15 protein-coding genes are annotated in these 14,479 nt (G+C 69.5%); 3 read left to right on the forward strand and 12 right to left on the reverse strand.

Features of this window, described 5'->3' with window-relative positions; genetic code table 11:
* The first annotated feature begins 185 nt into the window (after positions 1 to 185).
* A complete protein-coding gene (locus BM252_RS09620; RefSeq protein WP_093386843.1) occupies positions 186 to 983 on the forward strand; it encodes a substrate-binding periplasmic protein in 798 nt (265 codons plus the stop codon).
* Positions 984 to 1,125: 142 nt separating this feature from the next.
* The gene (locus BM252_RS09625) at positions 1,126 to 1,506 is read left to right on the forward strand and encodes a helix-turn-helix domain-containing protein (RefSeq protein ID WP_093386846.1); all 381 of its coding nucleotides are present in this window, start codon (positions 1,126 to 1,128) and stop codon (positions 1,504 to 1,506) included.
* Between the two features lie 83 nt (positions 1,507 to 1,589).
* On the opposite strand, the gene BM252_RS09630 is transcribed toward BM252_RS09625, so the two are convergent.
* On the reverse strand, positions 1,590 to 2,189 hold the full coding sequence (locus BM252_RS09630; RefSeq protein WP_245774175.1) for a LysE family translocator: 600 nt from the start codon (positions 2,187 to 2,189) through the stop codon (positions 1,590 to 1,592).
* Positions 2,190 to 2,576: 387 nt separating this feature from the next.
* Here BM252_RS09630 and BM252_RS30910 point away from each other — a divergent pair, with 387 nt between their 5' ends.
* A complete protein-coding gene (locus BM252_RS30910) occupies positions 2,577 to 2,741 on the forward strand; it encodes an NADPH-dependent FMN reductase family protein (protein ID WP_174900471.1) in 165 nt (54 codons plus the stop codon).
* A 74-nt stretch (positions 2,742 to 2,815) separates the two neighbouring features.
* On the opposite strand, the gene BM252_RS09635 is transcribed toward BM252_RS30910, so the two are convergent.
* From BM252_RS09635 to BM252_RS09685, 11 genes are all read right to left on the reverse strand, one after another.
* On the reverse strand, positions 2,816 to 3,481 hold the full coding sequence (locus BM252_RS09635) for a cohesin domain-containing protein (protein WP_139236378.1): 666 nt from the start codon (positions 3,479 to 3,481) through the stop codon (positions 2,816 to 2,818).
* Between the two features lie 60 nt (positions 3,482 to 3,541).
* Positions 3,542 to 4,936 carry a dockerin type I repeat-containing protein gene (locus BM252_RS09640; protein WP_139236380.1) on the reverse strand — a complete coding sequence of 465 codons (1,395 nt, stop codon included), beginning with the start codon at positions 4,934 to 4,936 and terminating at the stop codon, positions 3,542 to 3,544.
* Positions 4,937 to 5,317: 381 nt separating this feature from the next.
* Positions 5,318 to 6,133 (reverse strand): isocitrate lyase/PEP mutase family protein, encoded by an 816-nt coding sequence (locus tag BM252_RS09645; protein ID WP_093386853.1) that lies wholly within the window; start codon positions 6,131 to 6,133, stop codon positions 5,318 to 5,320.
* Between the two features lie 53 nt (positions 6,134 to 6,186).
* The gene (locus tag BM252_RS31620) at positions 6,187 to 6,957 is read right to left on the reverse strand and encodes a PEP-CTERM sorting domain-containing protein (protein WP_245774176.1); all 771 of its coding nucleotides are present in this window, start codon (positions 6,955 to 6,957) and stop codon (positions 6,187 to 6,189) included.
* Between the two features lie 194 nt (positions 6,958 to 7,151).
* Positions 7,152 to 8,666 (reverse strand): sensor domain-containing diguanylate cyclase, encoded by a 1,515-nt coding sequence (locus BM252_RS09655; RefSeq protein WP_093386856.1) that lies wholly within the window; start codon positions 8,664 to 8,666, stop codon positions 7,152 to 7,154.
* A 226-nt stretch (positions 8,667 to 8,892) separates the two neighbouring features.
* The gene (locus BM252_RS09660; protein WP_425442284.1) at positions 8,893 to 9,651 is read right to left on the reverse strand and encodes an ABC transporter permease; all 759 of its coding nucleotides are present in this window, start codon (positions 9,649 to 9,651) and stop codon (positions 8,893 to 8,895) included.
* Between the two features lie 15 nt (positions 9,652 to 9,666).
* Entirely contained in the window at positions 9,667 to 10,911 is a 1,245-nt protein-coding gene (locus BM252_RS09665) for an ABC transporter substrate-binding protein (RefSeq protein WP_093386860.1), read from the reverse strand.
* A gap of 32 nt (positions 10,912 to 10,943) precedes the next feature.
* Positions 10,944 to 11,807, reverse strand: a complete 864-nt coding sequence (locus BM252_RS09670) for an ABC transporter ATP-binding protein (RefSeq protein ID WP_093386862.1) — start codon at positions 11,805 to 11,807, stop codon at positions 10,944 to 10,946.
* Complete coding sequence (locus BM252_RS09675; RefSeq protein WP_093386865.1) at positions 11,804 to 12,901, reverse strand: acyl-CoA dehydrogenase family protein; 1,098 nt, start codon at positions 12,899 to 12,901, stop codon at positions 11,804 to 11,806. Before BM252_RS09675 ends, BM252_RS09670 begins: the two co-directional genes overlap by 4 nt.
* Before the next feature lies 1 nt (position 12,902).
* A complete protein-coding gene (locus BM252_RS09680) occupies positions 12,903 to 13,457 on the reverse strand; it encodes a carboxymuconolactone decarboxylase family protein (protein ID WP_093386868.1) in 555 nt (184 codons plus the stop codon).
* A gap of 91 nt (positions 13,458 to 13,548) precedes the next feature.
* Positions 13,549 to 14,475: an AraC family transcriptional regulator gene (locus BM252_RS09685; RefSeq protein ID WP_093386870.1), complete on the reverse strand. Its 927-nt coding sequence runs from the start codon at positions 14,473 to 14,475 to the stop codon at positions 13,549 to 13,551.
* Between the last annotated feature and the right edge of the window lie 4 nt (positions 14,476 to 14,479).

A 14,479-nucleotide genomic window follows, 5' to 3' on the forward strand; every position in this document is an offset into this window, starting at 1 on the left:
CGCCAGCCTCGCCGGCCGGCCCGCACCACCACCATCGATGACATGCCCCGGCCATGGCGCAGCAAGCGCCGCGCCGGCGGGCACAGCGGTGGCTTCGTCTTTTGCGTGAATTTGCATAAGGGACACCGGCTATGAAAACCCTCCGCCATCCCCTCGCCGCCTGAAATGCGTCAATCCTGTCACCAATGCTAGCCTGCCACGCCCGCGCCGCACCACATTGGCGCCGACGGCAACTGCTGGCGCTGCTGGCGGCCGGCGTGTGCCTGTGCGCGCCGGCGCAGGGTGCGCCCATGGCCGTGGGCATCATCCAATCCGAGCCGCTGGGCTTTTTCAACGACCAGGGCGCGCCGGCCGGCCTGCACCACGACATCCTGCGCGAACTGTCCAGGCGCAGCGGCGTCGCCATGGACATCCACATCATGCCCAAGGCCAGGATGCTGGTCGAGTTGGAGGTCGGCAACATCGACGGCGCGATCATGTTTGCCGCGCCCAACAGCGACGCCGTCGCCATCGACGCCGGTGTCACCGACGTGGCCAGGCTGGTGGCCCTGGGCCGGGCCGGCACGCCGCTGCGGCGCTACGACGACCTGGTCAAGGCGCGCACCGTGCTGTTCCTCGGCAGCACGCCGTTCGGCGCCCCGTTTGAGCTCGACGAGCGCCTCTACAAATACCGCGTGACCACCTACGACCAGATGGTCGGCATGTTCGTGCAGGGCCGCGCCAACGTCATCGCCGGCAATATGTTGGTACTGTTGTTCCAGCTCAAGAAACAACACCAGGAGCAGCTGCTCGACCCGTCGGTCTTCCTGTTCGGGAACGTCGCCAACCACCTCTTCATCGGCAAAAAGTCGCCCCAACGCGACCGGGCGGCGGCCCTGCAAAAAACGCTGCAAGAGATGGCCCGCGACGGCGCCATCGAGCAAATCCTGCTGAAATACCAAGGCAAGGAATGGCAGCACTTCAAACTGCACGACGAGCGTTGAGTGCAAGGCCAGCAAACAAGTTCTCTTTTTTGTGCAGACACAAACAGTAGGGACAGAGGTAGTCGACACAACGTTGACACTCTCCAAAATCGAGACTAGGTTTTCAATACGCCGATGCCCAGAACGTTTAGCGGAATCAATTATGAACATCAGTCCTATCCGTAACAAAGATGACTACGAGGCGGCACTCAAAGAGGTGCAGTCCTTGATGTCGGCGGAATGGGGAACCGCAGAAGGCGATCGACTCGACGTACTCGCCATCTTGGTAGAAGCATACGAAACGCGCCATTTCCCGCTCGAGTTCGCCGATCCCGTCGAAGCAATTAAGTTTTGCATGGACCAAAAAGGCCTGACGCCAAAAGACCTGGTACCGATGATAGGCGCGTTGAGTCGCGTCGATGACGTGCTCAATGGCGTTCGGCCGCTGACACTGGCGATGATACGGCGCCTACACCAAGGCTTGGGAATCCCGGTGGAGTCCCTCATTCAACCTTGCCGCAGTAAGACGGCGATTGCGGTCTAGCGCCGTACTAGCGCCACCCGCCAAATCAGGGCCGCCACGCCATCCGGCGGCGTCGCCGATCGATACCCGCTACGCCGCCAACATCACAACCAGATCGCCAGGGCCGAATACGCGGTCAGCGCCACCATCACGGCGCAAAACACCTTTTGCCACAGAGGATCGGCGAGGAACCTGCGCAGCAAGGCGCCGGCGCCGGCCCACACTGAAATGCAGGGCAGATTGACCGCGCAGAACACCGTGCAATACAGCAAAATGGCCAGCGCCACCGGCAGATTCTGCGGCAGGAAGGCCGCGCCGCCGGTGATCGCCATGACCCAGGCCTTGGGATTGCAGAACTGGAAGGCGGCCGCCGCCATGAAGCCCATCGGCCGGTGTGCCGCCTCGACCTGGCGGTCGAAATTCATGCTGCGCAACTGCCAGGCCAGGTACAGCAAATAGCCGGAGCCGGCCACCTTCAGCGCGATTTGCAGCGCCGGCAGCGCCATCACCAGCGCGCCGATGCCGGCGGCGCAGATGCCGAGCAGCACGCCGAAGCCGATGGTGATGCCGAGCATGTGCGGGATCGAGCGGCGGAAACCGAACCAGATGCCCGACGAGGTCAGCATGATGTTGTTCGGTCCCGGCGTGATCGACGAGACGAAGGCGAAGGACATCAGGGGGATCAGCGGCATCAAGGCGTCCATGGCGCGCCTCCCTGCCGTGGCGCGACGGCGCCGATGATGGTGGCGGTGGCGGCGCGGGCCGCGACGGCGGCGCGAATGCGATACTGGCGAACGATGGTCGACATGGGATCTCCTGTGAGTGAAGACCCATGCTAATCGACAAAACCAATACAGTACCGGTACAATCAACCAGATAAACGGTGACATTGTGCCGGTGTTTTGACCAGTACACCCCACCTGCCTCCCCTCCTCCGTCCGGGCGCGACGCTGATCTGGATCAAGCGCCGGCGCAGTAGCCGGGCGCGGCGGGGGCCGGCGCCGGCCGGCGCGGGAACAAAACCGCCGACCGGGCCGTCCTATCCTGTGTGACTGGCGCGCCGCCGCGCCGCATCCGTTTGGCGGGAGTCCATGAAGCGCTGTCTCGTCGTCCACTACTCGCGCAGCGGCCGGACCGCCAAGGCCGCCACCGCCATCGCCAACGGCTACCATGGCGACCTGGAACAAATCTATTACGCTAGCGGCAACGACTACCGGCCCGGTGTGCCGCGCGCGCTGTGGCAGGCGCTGGCCTAAAGCCGGCCGGCGATCACCGCGATGGGCTCGCCGGGCCGGGCCGCAGCAATGCGGCCTTCGGCGCATCCGCCCCGTCAAACCGCGCCGGGGCGCCACGGCGCCATGATGCGGCGCGGCGCCGCGCCGTGGCCGCGCCGCCGCACCCCGGCCATCGCCGCCAGCCCCAGGGCGAGCGCGGCCAGCGTGCCCGGCTCGTCGACCTGCAGTATCACCTGCGGGTTGACGTTGGCGAGGCCGAGGATGCGGTCGCCGGCGGCGTCGCCGAGCAAGATGTCGTCGGCGACGATGATGGTGTCGGGCGGCACGGGCGGCGGCGGCATCGTCACGTTGAAGGCCAGCGTGCCGAGCAGGAAGGCGTCACCCTGCATGGCGCGCAAGGTGGCGCCGTCCAACAACGACACCTCGGCCAGGTGCAGCTGGCCGGGCGCCACCAGGTCGACGAACCCCAGCGCCGAGCCGGGGTCGCCCACCACGCCCAGCCCGGAGCCGAAGGCCGACGGCAAGCCGGCGACGAACTGGAACAGGGTCGGGTCGAACAACAGGTCGAACTGGAAGGCGCCCAGCTCGGTGTTCAGGCCGCCCGAGCGCAGGCCGTCGATGTTGATGTCGAGCAGCAGCGTGCCGCCCGGCGCGACCTGGAAGCCGCCCCGGGGGTCCAGCGTGATGGACAAGGCCCGCGCCGACGGCAGCCAGGCCAGGGTCAGCAGCCACAGCATGGCCGCACAGCATATCTTCTTCATGATCAGCTCTCCCGCGAATTGAGAAAACCGGCCGTCGCCGGCCGGGACAGGCGCGCCGCCTCACCTGGCGCAGCGCGGCTTGCTGCAACCGGCCACCAGTTTGCGCACGTCGAGGATGGTGATGCGGCCGTCGTGGTCGAGGTCGCGCGGATCGGACGCGCCGCTGGCGGCCGTGTTCAAGCCGGTCAGGATGATGTCGACGTCGGCGCTGTCGACGGCGCCGTCGCCGTTCAGGTCGCCGGCCGGCATGCCGGGCATAGTGTAGGTGACGGTCAACTCGGAGAAGTCGACCATCGTGTCGTCGGCGAACACCAGGTCCAGGTGCTGCTGCGCCTGCAACATCGGCAGCAGGCTGAGCACGCTGTCGGGCGGCCCGAAGACGGTGGCGCCGGGGTTGCTGGCGCGCAGCGGCAGCTTGGCCAGGTTCAGGTTCAGCAGGTAGGTCTGGCCGAACTGCGGCTCGGTACCCAACAGGTCGAACAGCGCGACCACGTTGCTGGAGGGACCGTTCACCGTCGCCGTGCTGTCGTTGTAGTAGATGATGTCGTTGCCGACGTTGTCGCCGGTCATCTTGACGCGCGCGACCACGCCGGCCGAGGTGACGATGGCGCCGGCCGGCAGTGTGAAACTGTGCGTCATGCCGACCGGCGCGTTGGTCGCCGCCACATCCATGTCGATGCCCGGCCCCTCTCCCGTCGAAGCGGCGAACACCGCCAGAATGTCCTGCACATGGGTCGATTTCGGCGCGCTGTCGACGGCGTCGCCGCCGTGGAAATCGTCGCGGTCGCCGATCAGGCTGGCCGCGCCGGCGAAGGTCGGTCCCAGCACCTGGGTGGGCGGGGCGAAGATGTTGTAGGGGTCGAAGAAGACCCAATGGTAGCTGCCGGTGTCGAGCGCGTCGATGAGGATCTCGTTGCTGCCCTCGTGCAGCGCGGGGGTCAGATCCATCGGCACCACGATGGGCTGGGTGTTGGGCTGCTGATGGTCGCCGAGCCGATAGCTGCCGATCACCGTGCCATTGACCTTCAACGTCATCTCGTCGTCGGCCGCCACCAGCGCGATCAACTGGCTCAGGCCGCCCGGCGGGATGTCCAGCATGTAGCGGAAGTGGGCGGCGGTGGGCGGACTGCCGGCCCCCGGCGTGCCGGGGCCGGGCCAGTACCACATCAGGTCGCCGTGCACGCCCAGCGAGTTCAGGCGCGGGTTGGGCATGGTGGTCGGATTCGGGTAAGGCGCGTAGGCGGGAATCCAGCCGCCGACGCCGTCCGGACTGGCTTGCCAGCCGGTGCCGTCGGCATGGCCGGCGCCGCTGAGCAGCTCGATGTAACGGCCCGACTCGGCCGCCCTGGCCGTGCCGCCCAGCAGCAGCGCGGACGCCAGCAGCACCAGCAGCGCGCGCCAGCGCCGGCGCGCCGTTCCCCTTAGTCCACAACACGGCTTGTCTAGCATCTTCATGGTCTTGTCTCCTCGTGGTTCGAAATGCCGGTGGAAAAACACCGGAACGCCGCAAGCACCGGCCGCGGTGGTGGCGCGGCCGGGCCTTGCGCGAAGAGACAAGCAAAATCGACGCCACCGCCGGCAAGCTCTTGAAGACTATGGGGATTGCGGCGGGAGGCGGACGCGGCGCGGCGCGACTGGCAGTTTTTCCGACAAGCTGATCGGGAACGCGGCCCCCCACACGGTTACGCACACAAACTGTGGATAAGCTTGTTAACAAGGCCGCGCCCTTGGCGCTAAGCCCTTGTTTAGGAAGGGGAAAGCAGCGCTGCGCGTTTTTACCGCAGCGCTGCCGCCGGCGTGTGCAGCGGGGCCGCCACGGACGGCGCCGCCGGGCCGCTACGGCCGGGCCAGAATGGTGTTGATATCGCCCGAGCTCAGCGCGGTCTGCGCGTAGTCGAAGCTGCCGCGCTCCAGCATTTCGCGCCCGGCCCGCGTCAGCGCGTCGTAGGCGGCCTTGGCCAGCGAGCCGCCGACGCTGACCCGGCGCACGCCGAGCTCCTCGAGCTGGCGCAGCGTCAGCTGCATGTTCGGCAGCCCCATCATCACGTTCAAGGGCCGCTGCAGCGCGGCGGCGACGGCGCGGATGTCGGCCGCCTTGCTCAGGCCGGGCGCGAACAGCACGTCGGCGCCGGCCTCCTGGTAGGCCTGCAGCCGGCGGATGGTGTCGTCCAGGTCCGGCTTGCCGTACAGGTAGTTCTCGGCGCGCGCCGTCAGCGTGAACGGGAAGTCCAGCGCGCGGGCCGCCTGCGCGGCGGCGTGGATGCGCTCGACGGCCAGGCCGATGTCGAGGATCGCCGCGCCGTCGCCGCCGACGTCCTCGATCGAGGCGCCGACCACGCCGCAGGCCGCCGCCTCGGCGACGCAGCCGTGCACGACGTCGGGCGCGTCGCCGTAGCCGTTCTGCAGGTCGGCGCTGACCGGCAGCGTGGTCGCCGCGCACAACTCGCGCAGGTAGGCCATCATCGCCGGGCGCGCCACGCTCATGTCGGCGCCGCCGCGCGACCAGGCCAGGCCGGCGCTACTGGTGGCCAACGCCTGAAAGCCCATCGCCTCCAACAAACGGGCCGAGCCCAGGTCCCAAGGATTGGGGGTGATGAAACACTGCTGGTGCAGCGCGACGAAACGCGCGGCTTTTTCTGTTTGAGTAGACATGGGCGATCGAAATGGCTGGAGGTGGATGGGAATTGGCGGACCGACCGTCCGCCTCAGGCGCGCGCGGCGCCGGCGCGGCGCCGCGCCAGCACGCCCAGCAGACCCAGGCCGGCCAGCAGCATCGCATAGCTTTCCGGCTCGGGCACCGGCGGCGTCGGGCCGGGGCCGGGGCCGGGTATCGACGGGGTCAGGCTGTCGATCTTCATCCCCACGTACAGGCTGTCGTCGCGCGAGGCGTAGGTGAAGCTGTTGTAGACACCCATGATGGAGTAGTCCGAGGCCTTGATCTCGCCCGGCAAGGCGATCGAGTTGAAGGCGATATGCCGCATGTCGATGAAGTCGATGCCCACCTCCTGCCCCAGGCCCGACTGTCCGTCGCGCGTCAGCGCGACGATGTGCACCACGTCGACATGCGGGTTGTTGATGACCGACACCACCGGCGTGTCGACCGACTTGAAGCGCACGCCGCCGTTGCCGATCGAGTAGTCGACGCCGGCCATGGTGTTGGCGTAGCCGGGGCCGCCGTACAGGGCCGACTCGGCGCCGGGCTGGGCCGGCGGCGCGCCGAGAAACTGGCCCAGCTCGGTATCGTAGAAGAAGTGGCCGCGCACCTGGTCGCCCTTGCTGACCAGGGCGCCGGCGTAGTCGGACGAGCCGAGCGAGACGCCGGGGCCGGGGCCGCTCGGCGAGGTGTGGGCGTAGTAGGTCAGTTCGCTGACGGTCGCGCTGAAATCGTAGGCGACGATGCTGGCGTGGGCGCACGGCGCGCTGAGCAGCAACAGCGCGGCGGCGCCGGCGGACGGGAGGGAGGCAAGCAGGTGCATGGGAGGCCTCGTGGGATGGGATTGAATAAGATATCGGCGCGGAACAATGACAAAACATCATTTTCACATCGATAACATTATAAAACAGTCAGCATGCACCGCGTCAATTGTGCGCCGCCAATTCCCCGCCGCCCCGCCCCGTCTCGCGCGACATAGTTGCGCAATACCCACAGGCGCCACAGGCGGCCCCGGCGCTAGCCGGTCCGCGCCACCGCCCCGCCGCAGGCGCAGACCCGGTTGCGCCCCTCCTCCTTGGCCCGGTACATGGCCCGGTCGGCCGCCTCGATCAATTCCAGCGGGCACCTGTCGCGCGTCACCGGATCGAAGGCCTCGACGCCGGCACTGACGGTGACGACGCCGCCGGCGTTGCCGGCGTGGCTCAGCCGCAGCCCCTCGACCGCCCCGCGGACCTTCTCCGCGACGAGCAGCGCGCCCTGCATGTCCGTGCCCGGCAGCAGCAGCACCATCTCCTCGCCGCCGTAGCGCGCCACCACATCGCCGGGCCGCCGCGGCCCCTTGCCGACCGCCCTGCCGATCGCCCGCAAACACTCGTCGCCGGCCGCGTGGCCATAGCTGTCGTTGTACAGCTTGAAGTGGTCGACGTCGATCATGACCAGGGCCAGCGCGCCGCCCTCGCGGCTGGCGCGGCTGAACTCCTCGCTCAAGGCGGCGTCGAAGCGGCGCCGGTTCGCCAGCCCGGTCAGGCCGTCCTGCATGGCCATCTCCTCCAGGGTATGGTTGAGCTTTTCCAGCGAGTGGCGCGCCAGCAACAGCTCCGCCTCGGCCTCGATGCGCAGGCGGATCTGCTTGAGCAGGCGGCCGCCCAGCCATCCCAGGCCCAGCAGTAGAACGCCGACCACGGCGCCGCGCAGATAGGCATCGGCGCGCCACTCGGCCAGCACCTCGTCCTGCGCCAGCGCGGCCGAGACGACCAGCGGATACTGCTGCATGCGCCGGTAGCTGTTGATGCGCGTCACGCCGTCCTGCCCCGAGGTCAGCACGATGGTGTCGTTGGCCGCCTTGGGCAGGTAGTGGCTGAACAGCGGCAGTTTGGAAATGTCGCGCCCCAGCGCCATTTCCTCGAACGGCCGGCGCATCAGCACGACGCCGGTGTCCGAGGCGACGAAGATGGCGCCGGCGCGGCCGATGTCGAAGCGCTGGTAGAACTGGAGAAAGTACTGCATGTCTATCGCCGCCAGCACCACGCCGGCGAAACCGCCGTCGGCCCGGTTCAGCCGGCGCGACACCGTGACCACCCATTTGCCGCTGGCCTTGCTGCGTATCGGCGGGCCGATGTGGGCGCCGCGGTCGGCGTGGTCGCGGTGGTAGCGGAAGTATTCCCGCGCCGAGCTGTCCTGGTTCGCCAACGGCGTCGGCTGCAAATTGAGCCGCCAACGCCCGGCCGCGTCGAATATGAAAATATCCTGAAGCTGCGGCAGCTCGCCGGTGCGCAACACCAAAAAGTCGCGCAGGTGGGCCAGCTCCACGTCGCTCGCGTCACCATGCTCCATGCGGTCGACCAGGCCGACCAGGACCGTGTCGGCCTCCTTCAGCGTGTCGTAGGCGTGCTGGGCGACGGCGTTGGCCAGGTTGGCGCTGGCCCGCTCCGCCTGGCGCAGTTGCACGGCGCGGCTGTGCATGGTTTGCCACACTTGGACGGCCACCAGGGACAGGCACACCAAAACGATAAAGCTGCAGGCGAGCAGCATGACGGGACGCCGGAGCAGTCCACGCAGCGGGGCCGACTCAAGGGAAGGGTGATTCATTTGACGTCTTTCGAAACCGGATTGCGATCACGTCCCGGCGGCGGGGCCACAGGCTGGCCGGGCGGGACGGCGGCGGGGACGGCGGCGCCCTCCCCCCCTCCGCCAAGTATGCGCTGTTTCCGGCGGACAAGTCTCGCGATTTTTCACCCGGCGCTGCGGGCCACCGGACTCAGCCGCCCGACGGCGTGTGCAGCCAGCGGGCGTGGGCGGCGCGCGCCAGGTAGTCGAGCGCGAAGCCGAGCACGCCGATCAGCACGATGGCCGCCATCAGCTCGGAATAGGCCAGGCGGTCGCGCGCATCGAGGATGAAGTAGCCGAGCCCGGCCGAGACGCCCAGCATCTCGGCCGGCACCAGCACGATCCAGATGATGCCGATGGCCAGCCGCACGCCGGTCAGCACCTCGGCGGTGATGCCGGGCAGGATCACGTGGACGATGGTTTCGCGCCGCGTCGCCGACAGGCTGCGCGCCAGCAGCAGCCAGTTCGGGTCGAGCCGGGCGACGCCGGCGGCGGTGTTGAGCAGGATCGGCCAGACGGCGGCGAAGGCCAGCAGGAAGTAGACCGGCGCGTCGCCGACGCCCAGGGTCATCACCGCCAGCGGCATCCACGACAGCGGCGAGACCATGCGCAGCAGCTGGAACAGCGGCATGGCGGCGGCGGCGAAGCGCTTCGAGCTGCCCACCAGCACGCCGAGCGGCACGCCGAGCAGCATCGCCACGGCCAGGCCGACGCCGACCCGGCGCAGGCTCAGGCCGACATCGCGCCAGATGTCCGGCCCCTGCAGCAGGCGCAGCAGCGCCTCGGCCGCGTCCAGCGGCGCGAAGGCGGCGGCGATCGGCGTGTCGCGCTGCAGCGCGGCGACGCCGAACTGCCACAACAGCAGCGCCACGCCGAAGCCGAGCAAGGGCAGCGCCAGGCGCAGTTTCAAGCTGACCGTCATCGACTAGACCGCCACGGTTTCGCTGCGCAGCAGCTTGGCCGGCAGGCCGAACACGGCCGGGCCGCCGACCGCGTCGATGGCCTTGCGCACGAAGCGGTCGTCGACCAGGTCGCGCGCGACGAAGGCCGGGTCGAGCTTTTGCAGGAAGCCGGTGTCGCCCTCCAACCGGGTGGTCTGCAGCGCCCGCACCATCTGCTCGGTGTAGGACGGGAAGGGGTAGGGCTGGAAGTCGATGCGGCGCTGGCCCCACTCCTTGTGGGCGACGATGCCACGCTGCTCGTAGGCGCTGAAGTCGCTCACCGCCAGCACCTTCGACAGCACCTGCAGGTTGTGCGGCGTGTAGCGGTGCGGGTCGCCGCTCGACAGCAGGCGCGCCGTGTCGATCTGGTTGGAGCGGGTCCACAGCTGCGCCTTGACGATGGCGGTGGTGACGCGCTGCGCCCATTCCGGCCGGGTGTTGATGTCGCGCTCGGACAGGAAGGTGACGCAGCAGGCGTGGTTCTTCCAGGCGTCGCCGGAGAAGCGCAGCACCTGGCCCACGCCGGCCGTCTCGGCCAGGGCGTTGAACGGCTCGGCGACGATGAAGCCGGCGATCGACTTGCTGGCCAGCGCCGAGACCATCTCGGCCGGCGCCAGCACCACCAGGTTGACCTCCTTGGCGCCGATGCTGCCCTCGCGGCCCTTGCTGACCACGCTCAGGCCGTTCTTGGCCAGGATCTGCTGCAGCAGCACGTTGTGGATCGAGTACCAGAACGGGATGGCGACGGTGCGCCCGCCCAGGTCCTGCACGCGGTTGATGTCCTTGGCCACGGTCAGCGCCGAACCGTTGATGTGGTTCCAGGCCACCACCTTGGCCGGGAACTTGGCGCCGTAGCGCACCGAGATGGTGGCCGGCGACAGCAGGTGGATCACGTTCACCTGGCCGGAGACGAAGGCCTCGATGATCTGCGCCCAGCTGCGGAACAGGCGCGGCGTCTCGGTCTGCAGGCCCTCGGCCTCGAACAGCTTGCGGGCGTGCGCCACCAGCAGCGGGGTGGCGTCGGTGATCGGCAGGTAGCCGATCTTGACCGGCTGGTCGTCGCCCTTGGGACCCTGCTGCGCCATGGCGTCGCCGGCGAACAGCAGCGGCGAGGCCGCGCCGGCCGCCGTCAGCGCGGACATGCGCAGGAAGTCGCGCCGCGTCATGCCGCAGTCGCAGTCGGACGAGGCGCAGACGTGGTAGGGATTGCGGGCGGTGGTGTCGGTCATGGTGTACTTTCTCAAAATTGGAATCGGGTGCTTCAGGCGCCGGCGCGCTCGTCGAGCAGCGCCGCCAGGATCTCCAGCCGCAGCGCGCCGATGGCGGCGGCGTGGGCCAGGCGCGGATGCGGCAGGTCGACCTGCCATTCGCGCACGATGCGGCCGGGCTGGCCGCCCATCAGCACGATGCGGTCGGCCACCAAAATGGCCTCGTCGATGTCGTGGGTGACCAGCAGCACCGCGCTGTGCCACTGGTGCACCACCTCGACCAGCAGGGTCTGCATTTCGGCGCGGGTGATGGCGTCGAGCGCGGAGAACGGCTCGTCGGCGAACAGCAGCTCGGGCTGGCGCGCCAGCGCGCGGGCCAGCGCGACGCGCTGCGCCATGCCGCCCGACAGCGCCGCCGGATAGCGCCGCTCGCTGCCGGCCAGGCCGACGGCGGCGATGGCCTGCTGCACGCGCTCGGCGTGCGCGGCGCGCGCGATGGCCGGCTGGCGCGCGAAGTCCAGGCCGAAGCCGACGTTGCCGGCCACGGTCAGCCAGGGCAGCAGGCTGGCCTGCTGGAACACCAGCGCGCTGCGCGGGCTCGGCTCGCGCAGCGGCGCGCCGAGGAAGCTGATGGCGCCGGAGGACGGCGCCTGCAGGCCGGCCAGCACGCGCAGCAGGGTCGACTTGCCGCAGCCGCTGCCGCCCAACAGGCAGACGATCTCGCGCGGCCGGATCGACAGCGAGATGTCCTCGAAGGTCGGCGCGCGGCCCGGGTAGGCGAAGCGCAGCGCCTCGGCGCGCAGGGCGCAGTCGCCGGGCTGTTCGCCGAGGTTTTCGCCGAGGCTCTTGCCGGACCTGCCGCCGCCGCCCGGCTGCGCACCGTCCGGCCGCGTGCCGCTCAAAGTCGCCTCGCTCATGCCTGCCCTGCCGCCCGCTCTGCCACCCGCTCCGCCGCCTGCTCTGCCGCCTGCTTGGCCAGCGCCGCCTGCAACTGCGTCAGGCTGGGGGTGATCACCGGGATGAAGGCCGACTCGCGCCAGCGGCGGCCGAAGCCCTGCTGGTGCTGTTCGAGGTAGGCCAGGCCGCCGCGCGCCTGCAGCTCGAGCATCAAGGCCTCCTGCACCGAACCGGCCAGCGCTATGCGCAGGCGGAACATCTCGGCCGGGTGGCTGACGAAGCGGCCCGTCGCCACGCCGTCGAGCAGCGTCTCGACCTGCTGGTCCAGCGCCAGGCGCGCCGCCGCGATGCGCTCGCCCAGCGGACCACGGCCGCTGCCGGCCACGCCGGCCGCCTGCGCCAGACTGGCGCGGGCCAGGCCGATCGACATGCCGCACTGCATGCCGAGGAAGGCCGGCCGCACCCGTGGCAGCCAGTTCGCCGCGTCGGCGCTGATGACGTGTTCCGGCCCGGCCGCCACGCGCGTCAACTTGACGGCGGCGGTATGGCTGCCGCGCAGGGCGATCAGCTCCAGGTTGGCGCCGCGCTGCACGCCGGCCGCTTCGCTGTCGAACACCACGATGACCGGCGGCGCAGCGTCGCTCGGCGCGACCGCCGCCGCGACGACGAAGTGGGCTGGATGCAGGTTGGTGACCCAGGCCAGCTGGCCGTCGAGCCGCCAACCGCCCTGCTCCACCTCGGCGTTGATCTGCAGCGGCTCCATCCCGGACAGGAACTTCATTGCGTTCGACAGGCCGGTGGCGCCGGCCAGGCGGCCGTCCAGCAGCGCCGGCAGCAGGCGCTCGCGCAGCGCCGCGTTGGGGCTGTGCAGCAGGTATTCGATGAAGGTGCGCTGGCCCCAGTAGACGAAGGCCGCCGTGACCGACTGCTCGGCCACCTCGGCGATGGCGCGGATGGCGTCGCGCACGTCGCCGCCGTCGCCGCCCAGCTCGGTCGGCACGCCGACACGGAAGCGGCCGCCGGCCGCCAGCTGCGGCATGACGGCGTCGGCCTGGTCCTGCGATTGATCGAGCGCCTCGGCGTGTTCGCGCAGCCAGTCGTTGAGGGCGGCCATGTTAGATCGCGCCCGGCAGGTAGGGGGTCAACTCCGGATTGACCGGCGTGCCGGCCAGGCTGTTGGCGAAGTTGCACAACGTGGCCAGGCTGATGCCCAGCACCACCTCCAGCGCCTGCTGCTGGTTGTAGCCGGCGGCCAGGAAGGCCTGCAGTTCGGCGTCGTCGACCGCGCCGCGCCGCGCGATGACGGCCGTGGCGAAGTGGGCCACCGCGTCCAGCTTGGCGTCGCCGGTGTCGGCGCCGCTTTGCAGGGCGCGCACCAGCTCGGCCGGCTGGCCGGCCTTCTTCAGCGCCACCGCCGTGTGGCCGGCCACGCAGAAGTCGCAACCATGGATGCGCGCCGCCGTGATCTGCACCACTTCGCGCTCGGCCAGCGTCAGGCTGGCGCGGCCGTTGATGCCGGCCACCGTCATGTAGGTCTCCAGCGCCACGGGGGCGTTGGCCAGCACGCCGATCAGGTTCGGCAGGAAGCCGTTGTTGGCGATGGCTTTCGCCACGAAGGCCTGGCTGTCGGCCGGCGCGCTATCGAGTGTATGCAGGGTGAGTCGGGACATGGCGGTCTTTCTTGGACAAGGAGGCGATATTATCCGATGTTGGGGCCGCTGTCGCCATACTCGTTCGTCGCCGTTTAATGTTCAAACGTCTTTATGCGCCCGTGCGCAGCTGGCGCCGGTAGCTGCCCGGCTGGGCGCCGACGATGCGTTTGAAGGCGCGGCTGAACGCGGCGCTCGACTGGTAGCCGACGTGCTCGGCGGCCTGCTCGACCGAATCGCCGGCGCGCAGCCGGCTGGCCGCCGCCGTCATGCGCAGGCGCAGCAGGAACTGCGCCGGCGGCAGGCCGCCGACGCTGCTGAAGTGTTTGCAGAAGGCGGCGCGCGACATGTGCACCGCCTGCGCCATGCGGGCGATGCTCCAGTCCGCGCCGGGATGGCGCAGCAGGTCGTCGAGCAGGGCGACGAACTCGCCGCGCTGGGCCAGCGCCAGCAGGCCGGCGCCCACCGTTTCGCGCTGGGCGGCGTGGCGGATCAGGTAGAAGAACAGCAGCTCGACCAGGCGCGCCACCAGCGGCGAGGGCCGCGCCGGGTCGCCGCCCGCCTCCGCCAGGATCAGGTCGAACAGCGCCGCCGTGTGGCGCAGCGCCGGGTCGCCGCTGCGGCAGACCAGATGCTGCGGGAAGGAATCGACCACCATGGCGCTGAGCGTGCCGCGAAAACGGAAGAAGCCGCAGGCCAGGCCGGCGCCGGCCTCGGCGCCGTCGCCGTCGCGCGCGCCGGCCAGCGGCAGCATGTCCTGGCCGCCGACGACCGCCGCCGGGTCCGGCGAGGGGCTGAGAAAATGGGCCACCTCGCGCATCAGGAACACGCCGTCGCGCGCCTGCAGCTTGAGCGGCGCCTGGCCGGGCACGTGCAGGTAGCACTCGCCGTGCAGCAGCAGATGGAAGCTGGCCAGCCCGCGATCGGCCGTCGAGGCGCGCCACGGGCCGCAGTAGCGCCCCACGTGTAGGGCGGCCGCGTCCAGCTCTATGCTGCCGAGCAGCCATTGCGCGAGTTGTTCCGAGGCGGCCGGTTCCATTAAT

Source organism: Rugamonas rubra (assembly GCF_900114705.1).
In the GTDB taxonomy this organism is placed as follows: Bacteria; Pseudomonadota; Gammaproteobacteria; order Burkholderiales; family Burkholderiaceae_D; genus Rugamonas; species Rugamonas rubra.

Excerpts from the sequence above, each read along its gene's own strand:
- BM252_RS09620 (WP_093386843.1), top strand. The coding sequence starts at position 186 with ATGCTAGCCTGCCACGCCCGCGCCGCACCACATTGGCGCCGACGGCAA.
- BM252_RS09625 (WP_093386846.1), top strand. The coding sequence starts at position 1,126 with ATGAACATCAGTCCTATCCGTAACAAAGATGACTACGAGGCGGCACTC.
- BM252_RS09630 (WP_245774175.1), bottom strand. The coding sequence starts at position 2,189 with ATGGACGCCTTGATGCCGCTGATCCCCCTGATGTCCTTCGCCTTCGTC.
- BM252_RS30910 (WP_174900471.1), top strand. The coding sequence starts at position 2,577 with ATGAAGCGCTGTCTCGTCGTCCACTACTCGCGCAGCGGCCGGACCGCC.
- BM252_RS09635 (WP_139236378.1), bottom strand. The coding sequence starts at position 3,481 with ATGAAGAAGATATGCTGTGCGGCCATGCTGTGGCTGCTGACCCTGGCC.
- BM252_RS09640 (WP_139236380.1), bottom strand. The coding sequence starts at position 4,936 with ATGAAGATGCTAGACAAGCCGTGTTGTGGACTAAGGGGAACGGCGCGC.
- BM252_RS09645 (WP_093386853.1), bottom strand. The coding sequence starts at position 6,133 with ATGTCTACTCAAACAGAAAAAGCCGCGCGTTTCGTCGCGCTGCACCAG.
- BM252_RS31620 (WP_245774176.1), bottom strand. The coding sequence starts at position 6,957 with ATGCACCTGCTTGCCTCCCTCCCGTCCGCCGGCGCCGCCGCGCTGTTG.
- BM252_RS09655 (WP_093386856.1), bottom strand. The coding sequence starts at position 8,666 with ATGCTGCTCGCCTGCAGCTTTATCGTTTTGGTGTGCCTGTCCCTGGTG.
- BM252_RS09665 (WP_093386860.1), bottom strand. The coding sequence starts at position 10,911 with ATGACCGACACCACCGCCCGCAATCCCTACCACGTCTGCGCCTCGTCC.
- BM252_RS09670 (WP_093386862.1), bottom strand. The coding sequence starts at position 11,807 with ATGAGCGAGGCGACTTTGAGCGGCACGCGGCCGGACGGTGCGCAGCCG.
- BM252_RS09675 (WP_093386865.1), bottom strand. The coding sequence starts at position 12,901 with ATGGCCGCCCTCAACGACTGGCTGCGCGAACACGCCGAGGCGCTCGAT.
- BM252_RS09680 (WP_093386868.1), bottom strand. The coding sequence starts at position 13,457 with ATGTCCCGACTCACCCTGCATACACTCGATAGCGCGCCGGCCGACAGC.
- BM252_RS09685 (WP_093386870.1), bottom strand. The coding sequence starts at position 14,475 with ATGGAACCGGCCGCCTCGGAACAACTCGCGCAATGGCTGCTCGGCAGC.